Here is a 25,687-nt window from a genome sequence, read left to right on the forward strand (position 1 = left end):
ATGGCCGGGCCAGTCTTCCCCTGGCGGGATGGCAACCACTTCGAACTGCTGATTGACGGGCCCGAGTTCTTTCCGCGCATGCTCCTGGCGATCATGCGCGCCGAGTTTCAGGTCGACCTGGAACTGTATCTGGTCGAGGCCGGCAACTGCGCGGATACGGTAGTCGAGGCGCTTGAACGGGCGGCGCTTCGTGGTGTGCGGGTGCGTTGCCTGTTCGACGACTATGGTTCGCTGGCCTTCAACAGCGCATTGCGCCAGCGCCTGCTGGATGCCGGCGTGTACCTGCGCTGGTACAACCGACTGCGCTGGAAGCGTGGCCTGCGCAACCTGTACCGCGATCACCGCAAGCTGCTGCTGGTTGACCAGCGCTGGGCAGTGGTGGGCGGCACCGGTGTCACCGATGAGTTCTGGACGCCGGGCGAGGCGACCAGTGAATGGCACGAGGTGATGGTACAGATGCAGGGGCCGGTGGTGAACGACTGGCAATTGCTGTTCGACCGCCAGTGGCACGCCAACAACCGCCGTACCGCCTGGCGTCCCGCCGAGGACTTTGGCCTGCCACGCCTGCCCAAGGTCCCGGCGCAGGGGCAAGGCATGGGCCGGGTGGCCTATGCTGACGCCCGCCAGCACCAGGACATCCTGCATTCGCTGGTGCGCGCGATCAACAGCGGCAAGCGCCGGGTGTGGTTGGCCACCCCCTACTTCCTGCCGACCTGGAGCGTGCGCCGCTCGCTGCGCCGAGCCGCTGGCAAGGGTGTCGATGTGCGCCTGCTGCTGACCGGCCCGCGCACCGACCATCCATCGGTGCGTTACGCAGGGCACCGTTATTATCCCCGGCTGCTGCGCGCCGGGGTGCGCATCTACGAATACCAACCGTGTTTCCTGCACCTCAAGATGGTCCTGATCGACGACTGGGTCAGTATCGGCTCGTGCAACTTCGACCATTGGAACCTGCGCTTCAACCTCGAGGCCAATATCGAGGCGCTCGACCCGCCGTTGACGGCTGCCGTACAAGCCAGCTTCGAGCGTGACTTCGCCTTGAGCGAGGTGGTCGACCTCAGTCATTGGCATGCGCGCCCGCTCTGGCGCCGGGTGAAGCAACGGCTGTGGGGCTGGTTGGACCGCCTGGTGGTCAACTTGCTCGACCGTCGCGACTGAGACCGGCTATCGTGCAGTGACTGTCTCTAGGCAATTGAAGGAGTGGGTGCGATGACGGCTAAGAAGATTCTCATGTTGGTCGGCGACTTCGTTGAAGATTACGAGGTCATGGTGCCATTCCAGGCCTTGGGCATGCTTGGGCATACGGTGCATGCAGTTTGTCCGGAAAAAGTCGCGGGGCAGACCGTGCGCACGGCCATCCATGATTTCGAGGGTGACCAGACCTACAGCGAAAAGCCCGGGCACAACTTTGCCCTGAACCACGATTTCGTGCGGGTGCGGCCCGAGGGTTATGACGCGTTGCTGATTCCCGGTGGCCGTGCGCCGGAGTACCTGCGCCTGGATGAGCGGGTGCTTGAGCTGGTGCGGGCATTCGACCAGGCTGGCAAGCCGATCGCCGCGGTGTGCCACGGCGCCCAGCTGCTGGCCGCGGCCGGTGTGCTGGAAGGGCGTGAATGCAGCGCTTATCCGGCGTGTGCACCGGAGGTGCGGTTGGCCGGCGGCACCTTCATCGATATCGCCATAGACCAGGCGCATGTCGACGGTAACCTGGTTACCGCACCCGCCTGGCCGGCGCACCCGGCGTGGCTGGCGGCATTTCTCAAGGTACTCGGCACCCGCATCGCCTGATCGGGCCCGGCTTCCTGATAGCCGCTGCTGGAGCCGTGACCCTCAGCCGACCTGCTCGATCCAGTCATTGAGGTTGTAGTAGTTGGTCACCCGGGCAATCTTGCCACAATGAATGTAGAAGAACGCCCCCGCTGGCAGCACGTAGGTCTGGCCGTTGGCCGGCGGCAGGCCTTCGTCATCGGCCAGGTACTCGCCATGCACGGTGAATTCCGCCGCCGCCCGGCTGCCATCGGCATTCTGCATCACCACGATGTCGGCCAGGCGTTCGCGGTAGCAGCGGTTCATCTTGTCCATGAATGCGGCAAACCGGGCCTTGCCCATCTGCCGCTCGCCCTGGTTGACGTCGTGAATCACGTCCTCGCTGAGCAGGGCAAGAAAGGCCGGCATGTCGCCGGCGTTGAAAGCCGCGTAGTACGCATTTACCAGTTCGGTAGCGGTCATGGAACAATACCTGTCGTTGAGGGAAAAGGCGGGTCGTGGGTACGGATGATAGGGTTTCCCCTCAAGCCCGGCTTAGCCGAGCGCGTCATCCACAACGACAAAACGACCGCCAAGCATGGAAATACGCCTGTTGCACGGCGCCGCTATCGCGCCTTACATCGATGACCTCGCTCGCCTGCGCCTGACCGTGTTTCGCGAGTTTCCCTACCTTTACGACGGCACCCCGGAGTACGAGGCCGACTACCTGGCCACCTATGCCCGGTCCGGGCGCAGCCTGGTAGTGCTGGCGCTGGACGACGGCAAGGTGGTCGGCGCCTCTACCGGCCTGCCGCTGGTGGACGTCGGCGCCGAATTCCAGCAGCCATTCCTGGCCCAGGGGCGCGACCCCGGCCAGCGTCTACTATTTCGGTGAATCGGTGGTATTGCCCGAGTACCGTGGCCAAGGCCTGGGCGTGCGCTTTTTCATCGAGCGCGAATCCTACGCGCACAAACTGGCCGAGTTCGATTACTGCGCGTTCTGCGCGGTGGAGCGGCCCGGCGTGCATCCACGGCGCCCTGCAGACTACAAACCCCTGCATGGCTTCTGGCGTAATCGTGGCTTCCTGCACGACCCGTCGCTGCGCACCCGCTACGCCTGGCGTGACCTCGACGAGGCGGAAAGCTCCGACAAACTGATGTCGTTCTGGCTCAAGGAACTGCCGATATGATCCGCCTGGCGGCCTGCCAGTATGCGATTGAGCTACATGAAACCTGGGACACCTACGCCGCGCACCTGCAAGGCCTGTGCGCCGAGGCCGCGGCGGCTGGCGCGCGCCTGCTGCTGTTGCCGGAGTACGCTGGGCTGGTGCTCAGCGGGCAGTTGCCGGCCGGGCAGCGCGGCGACCTGAAGGCCTCGATTGCCGGTATCCAGCCGCTGGTCGAGCCGTGGCTGGTGCTCTGTGAGGGCATTGCTCGACGCTGGGGAATCTACCTGCAGCCCGGCAGCCTGCCGGTGCAGGATGGCGACGGTCAGTACCGCAACCGTGCCTGGCTGTTCGGCCCCGAGGGCGTGCTCGGTTACCAGGACAAGCTGATGATGACCCGTTTCGAGCGCGAGCAGTGGGACATCGCCCCAGGCCAGGGGCTGCAGGTGTTCGACACCGAACTGGGGCGCCTGGGTATCCTGATCTGCTATGACAATGAATTCCCGATGCTGGCCCGGCGCCTGGCCGAGGAAGGGGTCGACCTGATCCTGGCACCGAGCTGTACCGACACCGAGGCGGGCTATCACCGGGTGCGCATTGGTGCGCAGGCGCGGGCACTGGAGAATCAGATTGCAGTATTGCAGAGCCCCACGGTCGGGCTGGCGGCCTGGTCGCCGGCGCTGGACGAGAATATCGGCCGGGCCGGGTTGTTCGTGCCACCGGATCATGGCCTGCCGGGCGACGGCGTGATTGCGTTGAGTGAGCAACTGAATCCGGCGCGTAGCCAGTGGCTGCTGTGTGAGGTGGACCTGGAAGAAGTGCGGCGGGTGAGGCGGGAAGGGCAGGTGTTTACCCGCAGGGACTGGCCGGAGCAATTTGACAGAATTCTATGAAAACGGTATCGGCATCTTCGCGGGCGAGCCCGCGAGGATGCCGATACGTTTACATCAGGCTTACTTCACTTCGACTGCCAGGCTCTCGGCAATCTTGCTCTGCCACAGGGCAGGGCCAGTGATATGCACCGACTCACCGTTGCTGTCCACGGCGACGGTCACCGGCATGTCCTTGACCTCGAACTCGTAGATCGCTTCCATGCCCAGCTCGGCGAAGGCCAGGACCTTCGACTTGCGGATGGCCTGGGCCACCAGGTAGGCGGCGCCGCCGACGGCCATCAGGTACACGGCCTTGTTGTCCTTGATCGCCTCGATGGCGGCCGGGCCGCGCTCGGACTTGCCGATCATGCCCAGCAGGCCGGTCTGCTCGAGGATCTGGCGGGTGAACTTGTCCATGCGGGTCGCGGTGGTCGGGCCGGCTGGGCCTACCACTTCGTCACCCACCGGGTCGACCGGGCCGACGTAGTAGATGAAGCGGCCTTTCAGGTCTACCGGCAGCTCTTCGCCACGGTTGAGCATCTCGACCATGCGCTTGTGCGCGGCATCGCGGCCGGTGAGCATCTTGCCGTTGAGCAGGATGGTCTCGCCCGGCTTCCAGCTGGCAACTTCTTCCGGGGTGATGGCGTCGAGGTTGACGCGACGGGCGCTCGGGCCGGCTTCCCAGACAATTTCCGGGTAGGCGTCCAGCGACGGCGCTTCCAGCTCGGCCGGGCCGGAACCATCGAGCACGAAATGAGCGTGGCGGGTGGCGGCGCAGTTGGGGATCATGCACACCGGCAGCGAAGCGGCGTGGGTCGGGTAATCCATGATCTTGACGTCGAGCACGGTGGTCAGGCCACCCAGGCCCTGGGCACCGATGCCCAGCTGGTTGACCTTCTCGAACAGCTCCAGGCGGATTTCTTCCAGACGGTTCTGCGGGCCACGGGCTTTCAGTTCGTGGATGTCGATGGACTCCATCAACACTTCCTTGGCCATCACCGCAGCCTTCTCGGCGGTACCGCCGATGCCGATGCCGAGCATGCCCGGCGGGCACCAGCCAGCGCCCATGGTCGGCACGGTCTTCAGCACCCAGTCGACGATCGAGTCGGACGGGTTGAGCATGGCCATCTTCGACTTGTTCTCCGAACCGCCGCCCTTGGCTGCGACATCGACCTCGACCTTGTCGCCGGGGACGATGGAGTAGTGGATCACTGCCGGAGTGTTGTCCTTGGTGTTCTTGCGGGCGCCGGCCGGGTCGGCCAGGATCGACGCGCGCAGCACGTTTTCAGGCAGGTTGTAGGCGCGACGCACACCTTCGTTGATCATGTCGTCGACGCTCATGGTGGCGCCGTCCCAGCGCACGTCCATGCCCACGCGGATGAACACGGTGACGATACCGGTGTCCTGGCAGATCGGGCGGTGGCCAGTGGCGCACATGCGCGAGTTGATCAGGATCTGGGCGATGGAGTCGCGCGCGGCAGGCGATTCTTCACGCAGATAGGCCTCGTGCATGGCCTGGATGAAATCGACGGGGTGGTAGTACGAAATGAATTGCAGGGCGTCGGCGACGCTCTGAATCAGGTCGTCTTGCTTGATCACGGTCATGCAGCGCGCTCCTCTTAAAGACGGGAACATTCATAGAGACGCTCGACGGTGCCGACCAGCATGTCGAAACGCCTTGCAAAGGCGCGCCGGCGGCATGGCCGACGCAAAAAGGCGCGGCAGTATAGCGCGGCTGTGGCGGCGAAACACCTGGACAGCCGCTAGACCTTGGTAAGAGAGGGGGATCCAAGGTGCTTTCTGCGTTTTTCTACCAACCCTGGACCATTGGCGATGTAACGAGGCGTGATGACCTGATTGAAAAAGGGACGACCACGCGTATGGCGTGGTCGTCCCTTCCACAGGGGCACAAACTCAACTGTCTGTCATGCAACGGAGCAAGAAGCCTTGACGCGGTGAGTCATTTTCAAAGTCGCTGCCCACGATGAGCGTCTTGCCGTCCTCTTCGAGGCTGGAGCTCATGGCCAGATCGATACTGTTACCCAATGCTATCCGTCCCCAACCTTGATGCTCGCCGAATGTGGTATCAGGTGCCCCATCGAGTGTAAAGCGCCCCACCACCACATCTGCTTCGTCACCCCCTAACGTCGTGCCGATGGCGATGATCTTCCCCGTTAAAGTACAAACATGTCCCCCCGTCCACTGTCCGTCGTCGTCGCCAAAACGGGTGGTACTCTTTTTGAAACCAGATAGTTTTTCTCCGGCGGGGGTGAACGCTGTGATGAACCCTTCGCTCGTGCCCACGGAACCGATGCAAACGAAGTTGCCGTTGTGGTCCAATTTCGCCAGGTCAGCAAACATTAGGTTGCTTGGCAGTTCAGTTAGCAGATAGCCCCTTTTGCCGAACGTTTCCTCCTCCTCGCCAGTGTCTTTCAAGCAGGCTATGTAGGAGGCGGAGCTTCCATTGATAGTGGTGCCCCCGGTAACATAAACTCTGCCATCAACGATCAATCTCACACGGCCTGAGCTACTGGTAGACTCCAGTGGTTTCAGAAACTTATAGCCCGTCCCATTGAAACGCTTGTCGTATTCGCCGTTGACGTCGAGTTTCATGACGACGCTATGTGACCAAGGGTATTGATAGCTGAGGAAAATTCCTCCTTCACCTAGCGTACTGCTGGTGACAACGTCGTTGGCTGACCGGGGCGCTTTAGAGGATAACGGTTTTTCCGGTAACTCAATGATTTTATTGCCATTATCGCCGAATCCGATGTCGGGTTTTCCATCCAGGTCGAAGCGCGCCAGGGCGGGCATGTCGCTCAACGTCGCCTCGTCATAGTAACTTCCTGTGATAATAATGTGCTGGTCATAAATATGGACGTTACCGGCTGTCGAATTGAACCCCGCCTTGAAGCGCCCAATGGTCATGCCTCCGTCGCCAAACCCGGTATCCAGTTTACCCGCGTTATCGACGCGCAATACCACATAGCCCCAGCCACCATCAATTCTGGCTTGGCCTACAGCTATTCGACCTCCACCGCTTCTTATCGAAGCATTGATTGAAATAAGGCGTTTGTCGGGGCGGGAAACTCCTCGCTCGCCATAAGAGGGGTCCAGTAGTGTTGAATGCTTCATGCGTGAGTGCTCCGCTGTTCAGTAGCCCCATCATCGCTCTTGAACAGTGCTTGTAAACTGTCAGTAATGCCAGTTGACTTGTAGTCATTGAACAAACTGCCAGGGACGTTGCCATTCGTGCAGCACATGAGCGCTTGGCTTAAAGTGTGCGCCTACCCCGGAGATCTGTGACCATGCCCGAACTTTGTGTGGGCGAGCGCCGCTGGACGGTGCCCACCGGCAGTAACCTGCTCGATGCCCTGAACGATGCAGGCTTGAATGTGCCCTTCAGCTGCCGCGCAGGCAGTTGCCATGCGTGCCTGGTGCATTGTCTGGCCGGGCAACCGCTGGATGCCCGGCCCGAGGCCCTGGCGCTGGACAAGCAGGCCCAGGGTTGGCGCCTGGCGTGCCAGTGCCAGGTGGTCGAGGACCTGCGTGTGGCGCTGTTCGACCCGCAGCAGGATGGCGTAGCGGCCGAGGTCTGTGCGCTGGATTGGCACGGCGATGTGTTGCGTTTGCGCTTGCGGCCCGAGCGGGCGTTGCGTTACCAGGCCGGGCAGCATGTGGTGCTGTGGTATGCTGCGGTCGCGCGGCCCTATTCGCTGGCCAGCCTGCCGGGGGAGGACGATTTCCTCGAGTTCCATATCGACTGCCAGCGCCCTGGCGCCTTTTGTGACAAGGCCCGCGGCCTGCAGCCGGGTGATGTGTTGCGCCTGGGGGAATTCCGGGGCGGCGCCTTGCATTACGACCCGGACTGGCAGGACCGGCCGCTGTGGTTGCTGGCGGCGGGCACCGGGCTGGCGCCGTTGTGGGGCATCCTGCGCGAAGCGTTGCGGCAGGGGCATCGGGGCGAGATTCGGTTGCTGCATGTGGCGCGGGATCAGGCAGGGCACTATTTGGCGGAGCCGCTGCGGAAGTTGCCAGGGGTTGAGGTCGAGCTGGTGCTGGCGGAGCAGCTGGAGGAGGTACTGGCCGGCTTGCGGCCGTCATCACGGCAGACGCTGGCGCTGCTGTGCGGGGCGCCGGCGAGTGTCGAGCGCTTTGCCCGGCGGCTGTTCATTGCCGGGGTGCCGCGGGGGCAGGTGTTTGCTGATGTGTTTGTTGAACATGCCTGAGGCGTATGTGTTGCTTGTGCTGGCCTCATCGCGACCTTCGGTCGCTCCTACGGGGGATTGCGATTTCCTGTAGGAGCGACCGCAGGTCGCGATGAGGCCGCAAAGGCTATCAACCGACCAGCGGATCACCTACATGGAGGATCTTCATGCCGTTGGTGCCACCGATGGTGTGGTAGCTGTCACCCTTGGTCAGGATCACCCAGTCACCTTGTTCCACCAGGCCACGCTTGAGCAGTTCGTCGACCGCCGCCTGGCTGACCTTGTCGGCCGGCAGCGAGGCCGGGTCGAAGGCGATCGGGTACACACCACGGAACATCGAGGCGCGAGCCTGGGTGGCGCGGTGCGGCGACAGGGCGAAGATCGGCACGTGCGAACGCAGGCGCGACATGATCAGCGGGGTGTAGCCACTTTCAGTCAGGGCGATGATCGCCTTCACGCCGGGAAAGTGGTTGGCGGTGTACATGGCCGCCAGGGCGATGCTTTCGTCGCAGCGCTCGAAGGTGGTGTGCAGGCGGTGGCTGGACTTCTGGCTGGTCGGGTGCTTTTCGGCACCCAGGCAGATGCGGGCCATGGCCTGGACGGCTTCGATCGGATAAGCACCGGCGGCACTTTCCGCCGACAGCATGACTGCGTCGGTGTTGTCCAGCACGGCATTGGCCACATCGGACACTTCGGCACGGGTCGGCATCGGGTTCTGGATCATCGACTCCATCATCTGGGTCGCCACGATCACCGCTTTGTTGTTGCGGCGGGCGTGCTGGATGATCTTTTTCTGAATGGCGATCAGCTCGGCGTCGCCGATTTCCACGCCCAGGTCACCACGGGCGACCATCACCGCGTCGGAGGCGGCGATCAGCTTGTCGAGGGTCTCGTCGTCGGCAACGGCTTCGGCACGTTCGATCTTGGCCACCAGCCAGGCGTTGCCGCCGGCTTCGTCACGCAGCTTGCGCGCATACTCCATGTCGCTGGCGTCACGCGGGAAGGACACCGCCAGGTAGTCGAGGTCCATTTCCGCGGCCAGCTTGATGTCGGCCTTGTCCTTTTCGGTCAGGGCCGGTGCGGTCAGGCCACCACCTTTGCGGTTGATACCCTTGTGGTCCGACAGCGGGCCGCCGATGATCACCACGCAGTGCAGGGCGTCGGCGGTGGCGGTTTCGACGCGCATGACCACGCGGCCATCGTCAAGCAGCAGTTCGTCACCGACGCCGCAGTCCTTGACCAGGTCGGGGTAGTCGATACCGACGATGTCCTGGTTGCCTTCGGTCAGCGGGTGGGCGGTGGAGAAGGTGAACTTGTCACCGATCTTCAATTCGATGCGCTTGTTGGCGAACTTGGCGATGCGGATCTTCGGACCCTGCAGGTCACCCAGCAGCGCGACGTGGCGGCCGTTCTTGGCGGCGATCTCACGAATCAGGCGGGCGCGGGCCTTGTGCTCGTCCGGGGTGCCGTGGGAGAAGTTCAGGCGTGCCACGTCCAGGCCGGCGAGGATCAGCTGTTCGATCACTTCCGGCGAATTGCTGGCGGGGCCAAGGGTGGCGACGATTTTGGTACGGCGGATGGTCATGCACAGACTCCTATAGTGAAGCGCAGCGAAAGGCTACTCCTGAATCTCGCTGTAGTCATTGTTCCGTTGCACTACCTGTGACTTCCGGGGTAGGGCAGCTGCAAGCTGCAGATCGAGGCGTGAGCGGCACGGGCGCTGATTCCACTGCAACTGAAGAAAACCCGATCCCGGCCGATATACTTGCCATCAAAGGAGATCCCCATGCGCGCCCTGATCGTTTTTGCCCTGGCTGCCAGCGTCGTCGGCTGCACCCGCTGGTCGATGGACCACCACCTGAACAATGCCTACCGTGCCTACGACCGTGGCGACTGCCAGCGGGTCATGCTCGAGTTGTCGCAGGTCGACCGCACCAGCCGCGCGCGACCGTTCATCCACCCCGAAGTGTCGCTGCTGCGTGGCCAGTGTCTGGAGCGCCAGGCATTGTACGTGGATGCTGCGCAGACCTATCAGTACCTGATCCAGCAATACCCGGGCAACGAATACGCCTATCGCGCCCGGGCGCGCCTGCAGACCCTGGAAAAACTGGGCCATCTGCGCGGCGAAGCGGCCGTGACCAGCCCTGTGCAGGCCGCACCTTGGCGTTAACACCAAGGTAGTGATTCATTTCACGCGATTTGCTGCGCGGGCTGCGCTAATCTGTAAATCAGCTGTTACAACAACCGCCAGTTCATCGTATTCCTGGCACCTGGATACGGATTGCACTGCGATCATGTTCAACAAGCGCCACATAGAACGCCACCAACTGCCTTGTGTCCTCAAGGTGTACAACCGCTTGACCGGCCAGGCCATCGGCCAGTTGGGCAACGCCTCCGAAGACGGGCTGATGCTGATCAGCCAACTGCCTGTGCTGGTAGGGCCCGACTACGAACTGCAGTTGCGCCTGCCGTTGACCGGCGGCGGGCATCAGTTCGTCAACCTGACCGCCAGTTGCCTGTGGTGTCGCGAAGACCAGACCCCCGGCCACTACGATTCGGGCTTCATGTTGTTGCAAGTGCCCCGCGAGTACGACGAATTTGTCGGTTCGCTGCGTGACTTTTTCAGTTTTCTTCCAGTCGACGCTTCAGTCTGAGGCTGCGTTAGAATCGGTCGACCTCGATACAGGACGACCCCGTGACCTCCAGCATTTTCTGGCACGACTACGAAACCACTGGCATCAACCCCCGCTGCGACCGGCCGTTGCAGGTGGCCGGCGTGCGCACCGATTTCGACCTTAACGAGATCGACGAGCCGATCAGCCTTTACTGCCGACCCTCCGACGACATCCTGCCGCATCCCGCTGCCTGCCTGGTGACCGGCATCACGCCGCGGCAACTGGCTGAACAAGGGCTGTGCGAAGCCGAGTTCATGACCCGGGTGCATGAGCAACTGGCCCAGCCAGGCACCTGTGGTGCGGGATACAACACCTTGCGCTTCGATGACGAAGTGACCCGCTACAGCTTGTACCGTAACTTTTTTGACCCCTATGCCCGTGAATGGCAGGGCGGCAATAGCCGCTGGGACCTTATCGACATCGTGCGCACGGCCTACGCCTTGCGCCCTGACGGTATCGAATGGCCGCAACAGGATGGGCGTGTCAGCCTGCGCCTGGAATTGCTGAGCAAGGCCAATGGCATCGACCACGGTCATGCTCACGAAGCGCTCTCCGACGTACGGGCAACCATCGCCCTGGCCCGGCTCATACGGCAGAAACAACCGAAGTTGTATGAATGGCTGTTCCAGTTGCGCAGCAAGCATAAAGTCATGGAACAGGTCCGTTTGCTGCAGCCTCTGGTACATATATCCGGGCGCTTTTCGGCGGCCCGCAACTACCTGGGTGTCGTATTGCCACTGGCGTGGCACCCACGTAATCGCAATGCTCTGGTGGTTTGCGACTTGCACCAGGAAACCCTACCTTTACTACGGGAAAGTGCTGAAGTTCTGCGTCAGCGCTTGTATACCCGCCATGAACAACTGGCCGAGGGCGAACTACCCGTGCCGTTGAAACTGGTACAGATCAACCGCTGCCCGGTATTGGCGCCGCTGTCGGTATTGCGCCCGGTCGATCAACAACGACTGGGCCTGGACTTGACGCTGTTACAAGTGCGCGGCGAAGAACTGGCCAGGCAACAAGCGCAATGGCAAGACAAGCTGGAACACATCTACGGCAAGGAAGACTTCGCCCCGAGTGACGACCCGGAACAACAGTTGTATGACGGTTTTCTCGGGGACCGTGACCGCCGTTTATGCGAGCAAGTTCGTGCGCTGGAGCCGGCGCAGTTGAGCCGTGGGCACTGGATGTTCGACGACTCGCGCTTGCCGGAACTGTTATTCCGCTACCGCGCGCGCAACTTCCCCGACACCTTGAGCAGCGAAGAGCGGCAGCGCTGGTTCAGCTTCTGTCAGCAGCGCCTGAGCGACCCGAAATGGGGGGCGCCGAATACCCTTGGCGACTTTGAACAGGCGCGCCAGCAGGCCTGGACGGGCGCTGACGAGGCGGGGCGGCGCGTGCTCGAGGCCTGGCGGGAACATGCCCGGCAGTTGCAGGTACGGTTCGCAATTGGCTAAGTGCCAAGGGAAACGCAGGCAAACAAAAACGCCGGCAATGAGCCGGCGTTCTTGATGCGATAAGCAACAGGTGCAGACGGACAATCAGTCCAGCAGAGTCGCCCAGCTTTCAACCACATCGCCACCCCATTTGGCTTTCCACTCTTTCAGAGTCTTGTGGTTGCCGCCTTTGGTTTCGATCACTTCATTGTTGTGAGGGTTCTTGTATTGCTTGACCTTGCGCGCACGCTTGGTCGCGGTAGGCTTGACTGCACCACGCGGCGCCTTGCTCAGTTTCGAATCGGGGTCGAGCAGGGCAATCACGTCGCGCAGCGACTTGGAGTATTCGCCCATCAGGTTGCGCAATTTGCCTTCGAACTCCAGTTCTTTCTTCAGCTTGTCATCCTGCGACAGATTGGCCAGGCGAGCTTGAAGTTCCTTGATGGCCTCTTCGGTGGCGCGGTACTCGTTGATCAGGGACATGGAGTGTTCCTTAATGCGTGTTCAGAAATGTGTGGGCCAATAATAGACAGGCGATACGCTCAAGTAAATATATTATTGGGCGAATAACTGTTAATTAAGCTGTGACAACATTTCTCCAAGTGAACAAAAATTTACATTTAACCCGTGCATTTGTCCGGTCTGCCAGATGCCGCGCGCGCCGTACAAGGTGAGCTGCACGAGCCCGGGCGGTTGCGATCAATACTGCGTTTTTGCTGGCGGGTCGCTAGAATGAGCGCCTTTGCGAAGTTCTGGAGTCTCATTCATGCGCACCTATCGTCTGGTGATCGCCTGCCCCGACCGTGTTGGCATCGTGGCGAAAGTCAGTAATTTCCTGGCCTTGTACAATGGCTGGATCAACGAAGCCAGCCATCACTCCGATGAGCAGAGCGGCTGGTTCTTCATGCGCCATGAAATTCGCGCCGAATCGCTGCCGTTCGGTATCGAGGCGTTTCGCGAGGCCTTTGCACCAATTGCCGAAGAGTTTTCCATGACCTGGCGCATTACCGACTCGGCGCAAAAAAAACGCGTGGTGCTGATGGCCAGCCGCGAATCGCATTGCCTGGCCGACCTGCTGCACCGCTGGCACACCGATGAACTGGATTGTGAAATCCCTTGCGTGATTTCCAACCACAACGACCTGCGCAGCATGGTCGAGTGGCACGGCATTCCGTTCTTCCATGTACCGGTCGACCCCAAGGACAAGGCTCCGGCATTCGCCGAGGTGTCGCGCCTGGTGCAGGAGCACGCTGCCGACGTGGTGGTGCTGGCTCGTTACATGCAGATCCTGCCGCCGCAACTGTGCCAGGACTATGCCGAAAAGGTGATCAACATCCACCACAGCTTCCTGCCGTCGTTCGTCGGCGCCAAGCCTTACCACCAGGCTGCACTGCGCGGCGTGAAGCTGATCGGCGCGACCTGCCACTACGTCACCGAGGAACTCGATGCCGGCCCGATTATCGAGCAGGATGTGGTGCGGGTCAGCCATGCCGACAGCATCGATGACATGGTCCGCTTTGGCCGTGACGTGGAGAAGATGGTGCTGGCCCGTGGCCTGCGCTATCACCTAGAAGACCGCGTGCTGGTGCATGGCAACAAGACCGTGGTCTTCGACTGACGGATCGGGTTGGCTGTGAGCTGCGCGACGCCATGGCAGAACGCGATAGCTTGTAGGGGCGGCCTTGTGTCGCGAGGGGGCGCTGGGCGCCCCCGGCAATCCTGAAGGGAACAGCAATGACCAAGCAGCGCAACCAACCCACCGCCGCCGCCCCGCCCACCCTCGGCGAAGGCTGCCTGGCCCGCTACGACCCGGCCGCCCTGGCCGTCACCGACGGTACCGAGTTCCCGGGCGCCGCCGAACTCTGGCAGCAGCTCAACCCGCCTGACGCCGCCAGCGCTCAAGCATCGGCCGCGCCAGCAGAAACACAAATACCGGCCCACCCGCCAACAGGTAGAAATAGTAGGTAACCGCCCGCCATATCACGATCGCTGCCGCCGCGGTCGAACTGCCCACCAGTGGCGTCAACAGGCTCGCCGAGGTCAGCTCGGCGGCACCGGCACCGCCCGGCAGCAGGCTGAACTGGCCGGCACTGAGTGACAGCATCTGCACCAGGAAGCTAGGTATCCACGCCAGGTTGACGCCCAGCCCCTGCAACACCAGGTACAACACGCTGTAGCGCAGCCCCCAATGCACGCAGGTCAGGGTGAAAACCAGGATCAGCGTGCGTTTTGGCAGACGCCAGGTTTGCGCCAGTGCATCGATGAAGTGCAGCAGTTTGCGCGCCCAGCGGCGTTTACGCTGCTGGCTGATGCCCAGGCGGCGCAACAGGCGGCCATTCAGGCGCATCACCGTGCGGCGGTAGCGCAACAGCCCGAGCACTGCGGCCAATGCCGTGCACAATAGCAGCGCGCTGCCCAGCAACATGCCTTGCTGGCTACGCCCCAGGCTGTGGAACAGGGCGTAACCGGCAATCGCCAGCATGGCGCAGAAGAAGAACACCAGGTCGTTCAACTGGTCCATGGCGAACACCGCGCCGCTGCGCGCCGGGCCGATGCGATCGCGCGCCAGCAGCGCCATCAGGGTCAAGGGCCCGCCACTACCGCCGGGCGTGGTGCAGATGGCAAACTCGGTAGCCATCACCACGCCCAGGCTGCGCAGGCGCCCGAGCCTTGCACCTTGCTGGCCGAGCAGCAGGCGCAGGCGTACGGTGTTGATGACCCAGCACAGCAGGATCATGCCAAGCAGGGTCAGTAGCAGGCTGGGGTCGAAGCGCTGCAGTCGGGGCAGCAGCCCGCTGCCACCGAGCAAGGCCGGCACCAGCACCGCGCCGAGCAGCGCCAGACCCAGCCATGCCAGGCGGTTCATGAGCCGACCTTGCGGTCCAGCCAGGCCGACTTGGTCAGAGGTTCGCGGCCCTGTGCGAGGAGCTTGCGCAAGGTGGTCAGCCAGTATTCGCGGGAGCTGCGATGACGCATGTCCACCGGGTGCAGGCCAAGGCGCAGGGTTTCAGCATTGCGCCAACGCCGACATTGCCAGTCGCAGACCAGCCGTGACAGCCCGCGCCGCCAGGCGCTGCGGGCACTCCACACCAGGCCTGGGGCCTCGACCGCGGTGAATTCAGGCAAGCGATACAGGTGCTGTGGTGTGCTGGTGTAGCGCAGCGGCAGATGACGCAACGCCTGGCGTGTACCTTCGCTCATCAGCCAGGCGGGGGCGACAAACCCGGCTACGGGCCAGCCCTGCTGGCCGAACACGGCCAGGCCGTGTTGCAGGCGCTGCAGGGCCTGTTGCTGGTCGAGCGCGTAGAACTCGCCTTCATGGGTATAGATGCGGCGCATGAAGTATTCGCGGGGCGTACGCGGTGGCGGGCTGTCATCGGCATGGTAATAGCCGTGCAGGGCCAATTCGTCGCCCTGTGCCAGGCGCCGTTCGAGCAGGCGGCAGAAAGCGGGCGAGTGCAGCAGTGGGTTGCGCTGATGAAAGTCCGGTACCACCAGCCAGGTCATGGGCACGCCGCCCATGGCGTCGACCGCCTGGACAAAGGGCTGGTAGTCTGGCCAGGTCTCGGGGGCCACATCGTGCAACACCAGCATCAGGCTGCGCGCACCCGGCAATGGCTCAACCATGGGCGCGTGCCTGCGGCTGGTGGCCGAGCACGGCCTGGTAGTGCTGTAGCAGGCCGGCAACCACGTTGTCCCAGGAGTAGTTCTGTTCGACATGGCGGCGGGCCTGCGCACCCAGTTTGCGTACACCGGCCTCGAATACCTCGCGCACCGCGCTTGCCATGGCCTGGCCATCGTTCGGTCGGCACAGGCGCCCGCAGTGGTCGTTGACGATCTCGCCGAATGCACCGGCACGTACGGCCACCACCGGCGTGGCGCTGGCCATGGCTTCGAGTATGACCAGACCGAAGGTTTCCTGGTCGCCGGCATGCACCAGCAGGTCAGCGCTGGCCATCAGCCTGGCGACTTCCGGGGCAGGGCAGAAGTGGTTGATCACGCTGACATTGTGCGGCACGTTGGCCGGCATGTTCGAACCCACCAGCAACAGGTGGTAGGGGCGACCAAGGTGCTGCATGCAGTCGAGCAGTACCGGCAGGTTCTTCTCCCGCGAGCCACGGCCGGCATAGATCAGCAGGCGGCTGGTATCGGCAATGCCCAGTTCGGCACGCAGCTGCGGGTCGCGTCGGCTGGGGTGGAAGGTGCCCAGGTCGACGCCCAGGCGCTGCACGTGCACGTCCCGCACGCCCAGGCGGCGCAGCTTGTCGGCCATGACCTGGCTAGGGGCCAGGACCCGGTCGAAGTTGCCGTACAGCTTGCTGACATAGGCTTCGACGTTGGGTGTGAACCAGTTGCCCATGCGGTTGCTGACCAGCAATGGCAGGTCGGAATGGTAGAAGCCGATTACCGGCACATTCAGCTGGCGCCGTGCTTCCAGCGCAGCCCAGGCAGTCAGGTAGGGATCGCCGACTTCGATCAGGTCAGGCTTGAGCTTGCGCAGTACGTTGCACCAAGGGGCCAGGCGCACCGGGAAGCGGTAGCCATTGCCGAACGGCAGGGGCGGTGCAGGCACCTGGTAGATACCATCGGCATGTTGTGCGCTGGCGCCGGGTATCAGCAGGCTGTGGCGCACGCCGTGGATGGCGTCGAGGCGGTGGTGTTTGGCATCAAGATAGGTACGTACGCCGCCGCTGGCGGGGGCGTAGAACATGGTGATGTCGGCGATGTGCACGATCAGCATCCCTCCGGGATCGTCTTCGGGTCTGTCATCCGGCGGTACAAAGCCGGCGATGACGCGCCTTAAAGTTGACCTTTCAGAAGGATAGTTTGTTCGATCGGGGTTGGGCGGGGGTAATACGGAATAGCGGTGTCGGCTTCTTCGCGGGCATGTCCGCGAAGAAGCCAGATGCAGTCTGGAATCAGATACGGAAGCTGCCCACCAGTTGCTTCAGGCGGCTGGCCTGCTGTTCCAGGTCGGAGCAGGCGCGCAGGGTGGCCTGCAGGTTCTCCACGCCCTCCTGGTTGAGCATGTTGATCTCGTTGATGTCCATGTTGATCGCCTCCACCACCGCGGTCTGCTCTTCGGTGGCGGTGGCCACCGACTGGTTCATGCCGTCGATCTCGCCGATGCGCACGGTCACGCTGTCCAGGCGTTCGCCGGCCTGGTTGGCGATCTGCATGCTGTCCTGGCTGTGGCGCTGGCTCTGGTCCATGGTCTCGACCGACTCGCGGGCGCCGACTTGCAGTTCTTCGATCATGGTCTGCACCTGCTGCGCCGATTCCTGGGTGCGGTGCGCCAGGTTGCGCACTTCATCGGCAACCACGGCAAAACCACGTCCGGCCTCACCGGCACGGGCCGCTTCGATGGCCGCATTCAGTGCCAGCAGGTTGGTCTGCTGGGAAATGCTGGTAATCACTTCGAGGATCTGGCCGATGTTGACGGTCTTGCTGTTCAGCGTCTCGATGTGCGCGCTGGAGGTGACAATCAGGTCGGACAGGCGATTCATCGCCGCAATGTTGCGCTCTACCACCTGCTGCCCCTCTTCGGCCAGCAGGCGCGCCGAGCTGGCATGCTGCGAAGCCTGGGCCGCGTTGCCGGCAATTTCCTGGGCAGCGGCACCCAGTTCGTTGATGGCGGCGGCCACGCTGTTGGTGCGGTTGGCCTGCTCGTCGGAGTTGGTCATGGACGAGTTGGAAGCGCTGATCACCCGCAGGGCCACTTCGTTGACCTGCTCGGTAGCCGAGGACACTTCGCGGATCGAACTGTGGATACGCTCGACGAAGCGGTTGAATGCGCTGCCCAGGACGCCGAATTCGTCGTGGTTGTGGATACGCAGGCGCTTGGTCAGGTCACCTTCGCCTTCGGCGATGTCCTCCATCGCGCGGGTCATGGTGTGCAGCGGTTGCATCAGCACGCGGATCAGCAGGCCGAGCAGGCCGATGATGATCACCACCGCCACCAGCGTGGCGATCACTGCCGAGGTGCGGAAGGTGCTGAGCATCGCGAAGGCCTTGTCCTTGTCTACCGACAGGCCGATGTACCAGTTTGCCGACGGCAAGCCGGTGATCGGGGTGAAGGTCAGCAGGCGGGTCTGGCCATCGCTCTGCACTTCGGTCAGCTCACCGGTCAGTTTTGGCGTGTGCTGCGGGAACAAGTCCGACAGCGACTTCATCACCAGGCCCTTGTCCGGGTGCACCAGGATCTTGCCCTGGTCGTTGACCAGGAAGGCGTAGCCCATGCCGCCGAAGTTCAGCGAGTTGATGATCTGTACCAGGCCGTCGAGGGCCAGGTCGCCACCGACAACCCCGACATTGCCGGCGACCTTGCTGATGATGCCGATGACCATCTTGTTGGTGGCCATGTCGATGTACGGCTCGGTGAGGATGGTGCCGGCGGCATTCAGGCCGTCCTTGTACCATGGGCGGGTGCGCGGGTCGTAGCCGTCGGGCATCTTGGTATCGGGGCGCACGCTGAAGCCGCCATCGACCTTGCCAACGTAGACCGTGAGGAAGCTGGAGATCAGCGCGTTCTGGCCCAGCAGGGTGTCGGCGCTGGCCGGCTCCTGGGCTATGTTCTGTGCCAGGTTTTCCACCAGCTTGATGCGGCCTTCGAACAGGTTGCGAATATTGTTCGAAGTGGAATCGCCCATTTCTGCCAGATAGTTTTCCAGGTCTTCGCGGATCGCATTACGCTGGAGGTAATCGTTGTAGAGCGTAAAAAGGCTGAAGGCGAGTATCACGATCAGTGATGCGGCCAAGAGAATCTTGTGGCTGAAACGAAGGCTTTTGTTCATGGCGTAATCGGTTCCGCTAAGGTTTGTATCAGGCGTTTGCACGCAAGGCATCGCAGCCGTGCAAGATCCCGAAAAGTCCCTTTTCGGTTGTCCCTCTCTATCAAGGCAAATATCACCCACAGGTATCGGCCGAATTCAGGTAAAGCTTGAGCAGAGGATTAAAGAGATGTCGGAATTTTCGACCATTGTTGTAGGTGCAGGCCCGGATGGCTTGCCAGTCGGACAGGCGATGAGGCTGGCCAACCGCCATGGCCTGGTGGCTGGCGCCACCGGTACGGGCAAGACCGTCACCCTGCAGCACCTGGCGGAGGCATTCAGTGACGCGGGCGTGGCGGTGTTTGCCGCCGATGTCAAAGGCGACCTGTGCGGCCTGGGCGCTGCCGGTGCGCCGCAGGGCAAGGTGGCCGAGCGCATAGCCGGCATGCCCTGGCTAAGCCACAGGCCGCAAGCCTACCCGGTGAGCTTGTGGGACATCGCCGGGCAGTCCGGTCACCCGTTGCGCACCACCCTCAGCGAGATGGGGCCGTTGCTGCTGGGCAACTTGCTGGAGCTGAGCGACAGCCAGCAGGCGGCGCTGTATGCGGCGTTCAAGGTGGCTGACCGTGAAGGCTTGCTGCTGCTGGACCTCAAGGACCTCAAGGCCCTGCTCACGCACCTGAAAGACAACCCGCAACTGCTGGGTGAAGACAGCGCGCTGATGACTGCGGCTTCCACCCAGGCACTGCTGCGCAGGCTGGCTACCCTGGAACAGCAGGGCGCCGAGGCGCTGTTCGGTGAGCCGGCGTTGCAGCTCGAGGACCTGCTGCGAGCAAACCCGGATGGCCGCGGGCGTATCCACCTGCTGGACGCCAGCCGCCTGGTGCACGAGGCGCCCAAGGTGTATGCGACCTTCCTGTTGTGGTTGCTGGCCGAACTGTTCGAGCAGTTGCCCGAGCGCGGTGATGCCGACAAACCGGTGCTGGCGTTGTTCTTCGATGAAGCGCATTTGCTGTTCAACGATACGCCCAAGGCGTTGCAGGACCGCCTGGAGCAGGTGGTGCGACTGATTCGCTCCAAGGGGGTTGGGGTGTACTTTGTCACCCAGTCGCCAGGGGATTTGCCGGATGCGGTGCTGGCGCAACTGGGCTTGCGTATCCAGCATGGCCTGCGGGCGTTCACCGCCAGGGAACAGAAGTCGCTGCGCGCGGTGGCAGATGGTTTCCGCCCAAATCCGGCGTTCGACACCCTGGCAGTGCTGACCGAGCTGGGCATTGGCGAGGCGCTGGTGGGGACGCTGGAAGAAAAGGGCACACCGGCAATGGTGCAGCGCGTGTTGATTGCACCACCGCAGTCGCGTATCGGGCCGCTGAGTGCCGCCGAGCGTAGTGCACTGACTGCTGCCTCCCCGCTGGCAGGGCGGTATGACAAGCCGGTGGACCGTGAATCGGCCTATGAAATGCTCAGCCAGCGCAAGGGCGAGCCGGTAGAGCCGGCACCACAGCCCCAGGCCGACGAGGAAAGTTTTGCCGACAAGGCCGGTGAGTTCCTGCAAAGTGCGGCGGGGCAGGCAATCAAGTCGGCGGTGCGCCAGGCGGCCAACCAGTTAGGTCGGCAATTGGTGCGGGGGCTGATGGGGTCGTTGCTGGGAGGCAGGAAAAGGTAGGTTGCCTGTAACGGCGCCTTCGCGGATAAACCCGCACCCACGCGGATATTGAAAAGGCGCCTGCAAGGGCGCCTTTTTCATTGCGGTGTCACTCAGCCAATGGCTTTCGACGCCAGCCAGAACAGGCCAGCCGCCAGGCCCATCGACGCCGGCAGGGTCAGTACCCAGGCCAGCAGGATGGTCTTCACGGTGCCGCCTTGCAGGCCGCTCTTGTTGGCGACCATGGTGCCGGCTACGCCGGACGACAGTACGTGGGTGGTCGATACCGGCAGGGCGAACACGTTGGCCATGCCGATGGCACAGGCTGCGGTGATCTGTGCCGACATGCCCTGGGCATAGGTCATGCCCTGCTTGCCGATCTTCTCGCCAACGGTCAGTACCACGCGTTTCCAGCCAACCATGGTGCCCAGGCCCAAGGCCAGGGCGACGGCAACGATGACCCAGAACGGGGCGTATTCGGTGGTGGCAGTCAGGTCCTTGCGCAGCTTTTCCAGGTCGGCCTTTTCACGGGCTTCCAGGCCTGGTAGCTTGCCGACCTTTTTCGCCGTGTCGTCCAGGCACAGCAGGTAGCGACGTACTTCAACGCGCTTTTCCGCATCCAGGCTGTGGTAGTCGGTTACGCCTTGCAGCGAAGATTGCAGCGCGGCAATGGTCGGTTCGGTCTGCTTCGGGTTGCAGCTGAACCGCTCCGGCAGGTCGCTGGCATTGGCCTTGCCCAGCGCCAGGAACTCGCCCAGGGTAGCGGCGTTGCGCTGGTAGAACTGGCTCATGTGCAGGGTAGCGTCGCGGGTCCGCTCGATCTGGTAGGTGGTGCTGTTCAGGTCGAGGACGAACTTGGCCGGGACGATACCGATCAGCACCAGCATGATCAGGCCAATGCCTTTCTGGCCGTCGTTGGAACCGTGCACGAAGCTCACGCCCATGGCCGAAACCACCAGTACCAGGCGGTTCCAGAACGGCGGGTGCTTCTTGTCGTCGAGCTTGCGACGCTGCTCGGGGGTCTTGTGCATCTTCGACAGCGGACGCCACCACTTCAGGCCGATGAGCACCAGGGCTGCGACGGCGAAGCCGGCCATTGGCGAGACCACCAGCGACATGGCGATGTCGATCGCCTTCTGCCAGTTGACGCCGTCGCCCAGCGGGATGTCGTTGATCAGCGCGTTGGCCAGGCCGACGCCAAGAATGGAGCCGATCAGCGTGTGCGAGCTGGAGGCCGGGATACCGAAGTACCAGGTGCCGAGGTTCCAGGTGATGGCCGCAGCCAGCAACGAGAAGACCATGGCCAGGCCGTGTCCGGTGTTCACATTGATCAGCAGCTCTACCGGCAGCAGGTGCACGATGGCATAGGCCACCCCCACACCGCCGAGCAGAACGCCAAGGAAGTTGAACACGCCGGAGAAGAACACGGCGAGGTGCGGCGGCATGGCTTTGGTATAGATGACGGTGGCTACCGCGTTGGCGGTGTCATGAAAGCCATTGATGAACTCGAAGGCGAGTACGAAGGTCAGGGCGAGCAGCAGGCTCACCAGTACCCAGGCATCCAGTCCGCTGAATAATTCGATCATGAAGGTTGTCTGGCGGTCATAGGGGGGCGGGATTATGCCAGAAAACCGCGGCAATCGATGCATTTGCGACAGACCGATGGCAATCTTCCAACGTCCCGAGCGCAGTGCACGGCGGTGCCAGCGGTCAGGAAAATGTCGGCCAAAACGCGAAAAACACGACGAAAATCGATAAAAATCCGGCTAAAAAGTCGCCTCGCTACCGTTCAAACGGCCGTATGAAATTTGTGTGATTCCATTTCATCTTCGGCCTGGCGGTAAAGATCGAGGCCGCCCGGGCAGGCGGGGCGGCGATCCTGGCGAGTTCCGGCTTCAGGCGTTGTCGCTACGCAGTTCCTTTTCCATACGCTCCAGTTCCTGGCTGAAGGCCTGGTCACGCACGCTGGCACGCTTGCGCCAAGGTTTGCGTTCTGGATCCGGTTGTGCGGCGTAAGTAGTTACCTCACCACCATAGACTTCCTTGTAACGTTCAGCCTGGCGCTCCAACTCTGCGCGCAGTTCATCTTTCGTCACATGCATTACCTGAATTAAGTTTGAAGACTGTTTGTTTCATGTGCAGTACAGCCTGCGTCATACGGCTGAAGGCTCGTTGCCGCTGCAGCGCTGCGGCCTGCCTGGTCGATTATAGCAATCGTTATTTAGATGAACATCGTTATTTACCGGCTCTGATATTCCGACACAAGTAACGATGCGTCCGACAACGGTGCGTACCTTCCTGCAAGTTCGAAAAGCAAGGCGGGAAAAAGTTCGTCGCCGGAGCGGATAGAGGTTTTCGACTGGCTGTGGAATGAAAAACGGCCTCGCCTGAAAGGCGAGGCCGTTGCCTGGGACTTCTACGGTGGGTACCTGACCAGTCTCTCCAAAGAAGCCACAAGTGGCGAGAGAAAGGTATAAGTAAAAGTGTCAGCGGTCAATTGCGATTATCGGCCGTTTGTTCGATAATCGCACGAGCGGGTGTTTTTTTTGAGGTATGCAATGAGTGACGAAAAGCTGGCCAACGATTCCGACAATCCAGACCCGGCCATTCCAGAGCAGGAACGATCTGCCTCGACAGCGCTGGCACCGCCGATCGTGGCGTCGCCGGCCAAGCGTATCCAGGCCTTTACCGGCGATCCGGACTTCATGACCTCCCTGGCGCGTGGCCTGGCCGTGATACAGGCCTTCCAGGAACGCAAGCGTCACCTGACCATCGCCCAGATCAGCCACCGCACCGAAATTCCCCGGGCAGCTGTGCGCCGTTGCCTGCACACGCTGATCAAGCTGGGCTATGCCACTACCGACGGGCGCACCTATTCGTTATTGCCCAAAGTCTTGACGCTGGGCCATGCGTACCTGTCATCAACGCCGTTGGCGATATCCGCCCAGCCTTACCTGGACCGTATCAGCGACCAGTTGCACGAGGCCGCCAACATGGCCACCCTCGAGGGTGACGATATTCTTTATATAGCCCGTTCAGCCACGGTGGAGCGGCTGATCTCGGTCGACCTGTCGGTGGGCGGGCGCCTGCCGGCCTATTGCACGTCGATGGGGCGTATCCTGCTGGCGGCGATGGACGACACCAGCCTGCGCGAGTACCTGGAGCGTGCAGACCTGAAGGCCCGCACCAGCCGTACCTTGCACGACCCCGAGTCGCTGTTCGCCTGTATCCAGCAGGTGCGTGCCCAGGGCTGGTGCGTGGTGGACCAGGAACTGGAGCAGGGGCTGCGCTCGATTGCGGTGCCGGTGTATGACGCTTCGGGTCAGGTGCTGGCGGCGTTGAACGTGAGTACGCATGTCGGGCGGGTGACGCGCAGCGAGCTGGAGCAGCGCTTCCTGCCGATTCTGCTGACCGCCAGCCGGGACCTTTGCCATCAGCTGTTTGGCTGAGCAGTCATGGGGCGCATGCCGCCCCTTTCAAATTGAGAACAGGCAAAACCGTTTCCTGTGCGATAAACGCACAGTGTCGTTCGCGGCGAATTGCTTCACTTCGGCCTGCTGATTAATGTCTCTCGCAGCGGTCGGCTGCGCTGACCGAACAAGAAAAATACAAGAGGCACTTACCATGACTACTGTCCCTGCGCTGGCGCGGCCGCACTCGCGCGCAGTCCCGTTGTATCCAGGCTGACACGAGCCGTTCTCACCCCACTGATGCCCCCTGTGCCGGTTGACCGCGTGCAGTGGCCTGGCTGTGCCCTCATTCTGGATAACAATAATGAACCAAGCGCAAACCAACGTCGGCAAAAGCCTCGACGTCCAGTCGTTCATCAATCAGCAGCCGCTGTCCCGCTATCAATGGCGCGTGGTGCTGCTGTGCTTCCTGATCGTCTTCCTCGATGGCCTCGACACCGCCGCCATGGGCTTCATCGCCCCGGCCCTGTCGCAGGAGTGGGGGATCGACCGCGCCAGCCTCGGCCCGGTCATGAGTGCCGCACTGATCGGCATGGTGTTCGGTGCCCTGGGCTCCGGCCCGCTGGCTGATCGGTTTGGCCGCAAGGGTGTGTTGGTCGGGGCGGTGCTGGTGTTCGGCGGCTTCAGCCTGGCATCGGCCTATGCCACCAATGTCGACCAGTTGCTGGTGCTGCGTTTCCTGACCGGCCTGGGCCTTGGTGCAGGCATGCCAAACGCCACCACGCTGCTGTCCGAATACACCCCCGAGCGGCTCAAGTCGCTGCTGGTGACCAGCATGTTCTGCGGTTTCAACCTTGGCATGGCTGGCGGCGGCTTCATTTCTGCAAAGATGATCCCGGCCTACGGCTGGCATAGTCTGTTGGTCATCGGTGGCGTGCTGCCGTTGCTGCTGGCGCTGGTACTGATCGCCTGGCTGCCGGAGTCGGCGCGGTTCCTGGTGGTGCGCAACCGTGGCAGCGACAAGGTGCGCAAGGCCCTGTCGCCCATCGCGCCGCGGTTGGTGGCCGAGGCCGGCAGCTTCAGTGTGCCGGAACAGAAGGCCGTGGCCGCACGCAACGTGTTCGCGGTGATCTTCTCCGGTACTTATGGCCTGGGCACCGTGCTGTTGTGGCTGACCTATTTCATGGGCCTGGTCATCGTCTATCTGCTGACCAGCTGGCTGCCTACGCTGATGCGCGACAGTGGCGCGAGCATGGAGCAGGCTGCTTTCATCGGCGCGCTGTTCCAGTTCGGTGGCGTCCTGAGTGCCGTTGGCGTGGGCTGGGCCATGGACCGCTTCAACCCGCACAAGGTGATCGGCATTTTCTACCTGCTGGCCGGAGTGTTCGCCTACGCCGTGGGGCAGAGCCTGGGCAACATCACGCTGTTGGCCACGCTGGTGCTGGTTGCCGGCATGTGCGTGAACGGGGCGCAGTCGGCCATGCCGTCGCTGGCGGCACGCTTCTACCCGACCCAGGGCAGGGCCACGGGGGTATCGTGGATGCTGGGTATTGGCCGCTTCGGAGCGATTCTCGGTGCCTGGAGTGGCGCGACACTGCTGGGCCTGGGCTGGAGTTTCGAGCAGGTGCTGACGGCGCTGCTGGTACCGGCAGGGCTGGCGACCGTGGGGGTGATCGTGAAAGGGCTGGTGAGCCACGCTGACGCGACCTGATGTGCAGGCGAGGACGCCGGTAAAGGTAACGAAAAGAGATTGGTAGGGATG

The 25,687-nt window shown here is 62.3% G+C and carries 22 protein-coding genes and 2 pseudogenes; 12 read left to right on the forward strand and 12 right to left on the reverse strand.

Annotated elements, in window-relative coordinates; genetic code table 11:
* Entirely contained in the window at window positions 1-1,158 is a 1,158-nt protein-coding gene (locus ACVWZT_RS13660) for a phospholipase D-like domain-containing protein (RefSeq protein ID WP_296234101.1), read from the forward strand.
* Between the two features lie 51 nt (window positions 1,159-1,209).
* Entirely contained in the window at window positions 1,210-1,788 is a 579-nt protein-coding gene (locus ACVWZT_RS13665) for a DJ-1/PfpI family protein (protein WP_296234099.1), read from the forward strand.
* Window positions 1,789-1,830: 42 nt separating this feature from the next.
* Here the strand turns inward: ACVWZT_RS13665 and ACVWZT_RS13670 are convergent, their stop codons facing one another.
* A complete protein-coding gene (locus ACVWZT_RS13670) occupies window positions 1,831-2,229 on the reverse strand; it encodes a nuclear transport factor 2 family protein (protein ID WP_296234098.1) in 399 nt (132 codons plus the stop codon).
* Window positions 2,230-2,344: 115 nt separating this feature from the next.
* Here ACVWZT_RS13670 and ACVWZT_RS13675 point away from each other — a divergent pair.
* Window positions 2,345-2,936: pseudogene (locus tag ACVWZT_RS13675) on the forward strand (GNAT family N-acetyltransferase).
* Window positions 2,933-3,805 (forward strand): carbon-nitrogen hydrolase family protein, encoded by an 873-nt coding sequence (locus ACVWZT_RS13680; protein ID WP_457469780.1) that lies wholly within the window; start codon window positions 2,933-2,935, stop codon window positions 3,803-3,805. Before ACVWZT_RS13675 ends, ACVWZT_RS13680 begins: the two are co-directional and overlap by 4 nt.
* A gap of 60 nt (window positions 3,806-3,865) precedes the next feature.
* Here ACVWZT_RS13680 and ACVWZT_RS13685 read toward each other — a convergent pair whose 3' ends face one another.
* Together ACVWZT_RS13685 and ACVWZT_RS13690 are read right to left on the reverse strand one after the other, a co-directional pair.
* Window positions 3,866-5,389 (reverse strand): fumarate hydratase, encoded by a 1,524-nt coding sequence (locus ACVWZT_RS13685; protein ID WP_225779118.1) that lies wholly within the window; start codon window positions 5,387-5,389, stop codon window positions 3,866-3,868.
* Between the two features lie 309 nt (window positions 5,390-5,698).
* Window positions 5,699-6,919, reverse strand: a complete 1,221-nt coding sequence (locus tag ACVWZT_RS13690) for a hypothetical protein (protein WP_457469782.1) — start codon at window positions 6,917-6,919, stop codon at window positions 5,699-5,701.
* Between the two features lie 173 nt (window positions 6,920-7,092).
* Here ACVWZT_RS13690 and ACVWZT_RS13695 point away from each other — a divergent pair, with 173 nt between their 5' ends.
* The gene (locus ACVWZT_RS13695; protein ID WP_457469784.1) at window positions 7,093-8,013 is read left to right on the forward strand and encodes an iron-sulfur-binding ferredoxin reductase; all 921 of its coding nucleotides are present in this window, start codon (window positions 7,093-7,095) and stop codon (window positions 8,011-8,013) included.
* 109 nt (window positions 8,014-8,122) lie between these two features.
* On the opposite strand, the gene pyk is transcribed toward ACVWZT_RS13695, so the two are convergent.
* Window positions 8,123-9,577 (reverse strand): pyruvate kinase, encoded by a 1,455-nt coding sequence (gene pyk, locus ACVWZT_RS13700; protein WP_296234092.1) that lies wholly within the window; start codon window positions 9,575-9,577, stop codon window positions 8,123-8,125.
* Window positions 9,578-9,778: 201 nt separating this feature from the next.
* Between pyk and ACVWZT_RS13705 the strand changes: the two genes are divergently transcribed.
* The 3 genes from ACVWZT_RS13705 to sbcB all read left to right on the forward strand — a co-directional run bounded on the left by ACVWZT_RS13705 (window position 9,779) and on the right by sbcB (window position 12,121).
* A complete protein-coding gene (locus tag ACVWZT_RS13705) occupies window positions 9,779-10,162 on the forward strand; it encodes a tol-pal system YbgF family protein (RefSeq protein ID WP_296234090.1) in 384 nt (127 codons plus the stop codon).
* 124 nt (window positions 10,163-10,286) lie between these two features.
* Window positions 10,287-10,646, forward strand: coding sequence for a PilZ domain-containing protein (locus tag ACVWZT_RS13710; protein WP_457469787.1), 360 nt, complete (start codon window positions 10,287-10,289; stop codon window positions 10,644-10,646).
* A 41-nt stretch (window positions 10,647-10,687) separates the two neighbouring features.
* Window positions 10,688-12,121: an exodeoxyribonuclease I gene (sbcB, locus tag ACVWZT_RS13715; protein WP_457469789.1), complete on the forward strand. Its 1,434-nt coding sequence runs from the start codon at window positions 10,688-10,690 to the stop codon at window positions 12,119-12,121.
* A gap of 84 nt (window positions 12,122-12,205) precedes the next feature.
* On the opposite strand, the gene mvaT is transcribed toward sbcB, so the two are convergent.
* Window positions 12,206-12,583 (reverse strand): histone-like nucleoid-structuring protein MvaT, encoded by a 378-nt coding sequence (gene mvaT, locus ACVWZT_RS13720; RefSeq protein WP_296234086.1) that lies wholly within the window; start codon window positions 12,581-12,583, stop codon window positions 12,206-12,208.
* Between the two features lie 283 nt (window positions 12,584-12,866).
* Here mvaT and purU point away from each other — a divergent pair, with 283 nt between their 5' ends.
* Window positions 12,867-13,718, forward strand: a complete 852-nt coding sequence (purU, locus tag ACVWZT_RS13725; RefSeq protein WP_023662871.1) for a formyltetrahydrofolate deformylase — start codon at window positions 12,867-12,869, stop codon at window positions 13,716-13,718.
* Between the two features lie 255 nt (window positions 13,719-13,973).
* Here purU and ACVWZT_RS13730 read toward each other — a convergent pair whose 3' ends face one another.
* The 5 genes and pseudogenes from ACVWZT_RS13730 to ACVWZT_RS13750 form a co-directional block, all read right to left on the reverse strand.
* On the reverse strand, window positions 13,974-14,966 hold the full coding sequence (locus ACVWZT_RS13730; protein WP_296234083.1) for a lysylphosphatidylglycerol synthase transmembrane domain-containing protein: 993 nt from the start codon (window positions 14,964-14,966) through the stop codon (window positions 13,974-13,976).
* Window positions 14,963-15,727 carry a DUF2334 domain-containing protein gene (locus tag ACVWZT_RS13735; protein ID WP_457469792.1) on the reverse strand — a complete coding sequence of 255 codons (765 nt, stop codon included), beginning with the start codon at window positions 15,725-15,727 and terminating at the stop codon, window positions 14,963-14,965. The genes ACVWZT_RS13730 and ACVWZT_RS13735 overlap by 4 nt, the downstream gene beginning before the upstream one ends.
* Complete coding sequence (locus ACVWZT_RS13740) at window positions 15,720-16,841, reverse strand: glycosyltransferase family 4 protein (protein WP_296234080.1); 1,122 nt, start codon at window positions 16,839-16,841, stop codon at window positions 15,720-15,722. The genes ACVWZT_RS13735 and ACVWZT_RS13740 overlap by 8 nt, the downstream gene beginning before the upstream one ends.
* Window positions 16,842-17,019: 178 nt before the next feature.
* Window positions 17,020-17,784, reverse strand: a complete 765-nt coding sequence (locus tag ACVWZT_RS13745) for a methyl-accepting chemotaxis protein (RefSeq protein ID WP_406822286.1) — start codon at window positions 17,782-17,784, stop codon at window positions 17,020-17,022.
* 93 nt (window positions 17,785-17,877) lie between these two features.
* Window positions 17,878-18,945: pseudogene (locus tag ACVWZT_RS13750) on the reverse strand (cache domain-containing protein); the annotation flags it as partial.
* Window positions 18,946-19,060: 115 nt separating this feature from the next.
* On the opposite strand from ACVWZT_RS13750, the gene ACVWZT_RS13755 reads away from it, so the two are divergent.
* Window positions 19,061-20,536, forward strand: a complete 1,476-nt coding sequence (locus ACVWZT_RS13755) for a helicase HerA-like domain-containing protein (RefSeq protein ID WP_457469794.1) — start codon at window positions 19,061-19,063, stop codon at window positions 20,534-20,536.
* 92 nt (window positions 20,537-20,628) lie between these two features.
* Here ACVWZT_RS13755 and ACVWZT_RS13760 read toward each other — a convergent pair whose 3' ends face one another.
* Together ACVWZT_RS13760 and ACVWZT_RS13765 are read right to left on the reverse strand one after the other, a co-directional pair.
* The gene (locus ACVWZT_RS13760; RefSeq protein WP_296234075.1) at window positions 20,629-22,101 is read right to left on the reverse strand and encodes an inorganic phosphate transporter; all 1,473 of its coding nucleotides are present in this window, start codon (window positions 22,099-22,101) and stop codon (window positions 20,629-20,631) included.
* Window positions 22,102-22,410: 309 nt separating this feature from the next.
* Window positions 22,411-22,611 (reverse strand): hypothetical protein, encoded by a 201-nt coding sequence (locus ACVWZT_RS13765; protein WP_296234072.1) that lies wholly within the window; start codon window positions 22,609-22,611, stop codon window positions 22,411-22,413.
* 462 nt (window positions 22,612-23,073) lie between these two features.
* On the opposite strand from ACVWZT_RS13765, the gene pcaR reads away from it, so the two are divergent.
* Together pcaR and ACVWZT_RS13775 are read left to right on the forward strand one after the other, a co-directional pair.
* Window positions 23,074-23,964: a pca regulon transcriptional regulator PcaR gene (gene pcaR, locus ACVWZT_RS13770; protein WP_296234071.1), complete on the forward strand. Its 891-nt coding sequence runs from the start codon at window positions 23,074-23,076 to the stop codon at window positions 23,962-23,964.
* Between the two features lie 325 nt (window positions 23,965-24,289).
* Window positions 24,290-25,636 (forward strand): aromatic acid/H+ symport family MFS transporter, encoded by a 1,347-nt coding sequence (locus tag ACVWZT_RS13775; protein ID WP_457469797.1) that lies wholly within the window; start codon window positions 24,290-24,292, stop codon window positions 25,634-25,636.
* Window positions 25,637-25,687 lie beyond the last annotated feature (51 nt).

The organism is Pseudomonas sp. TE21394 (genome assembly GCF_054057835.1).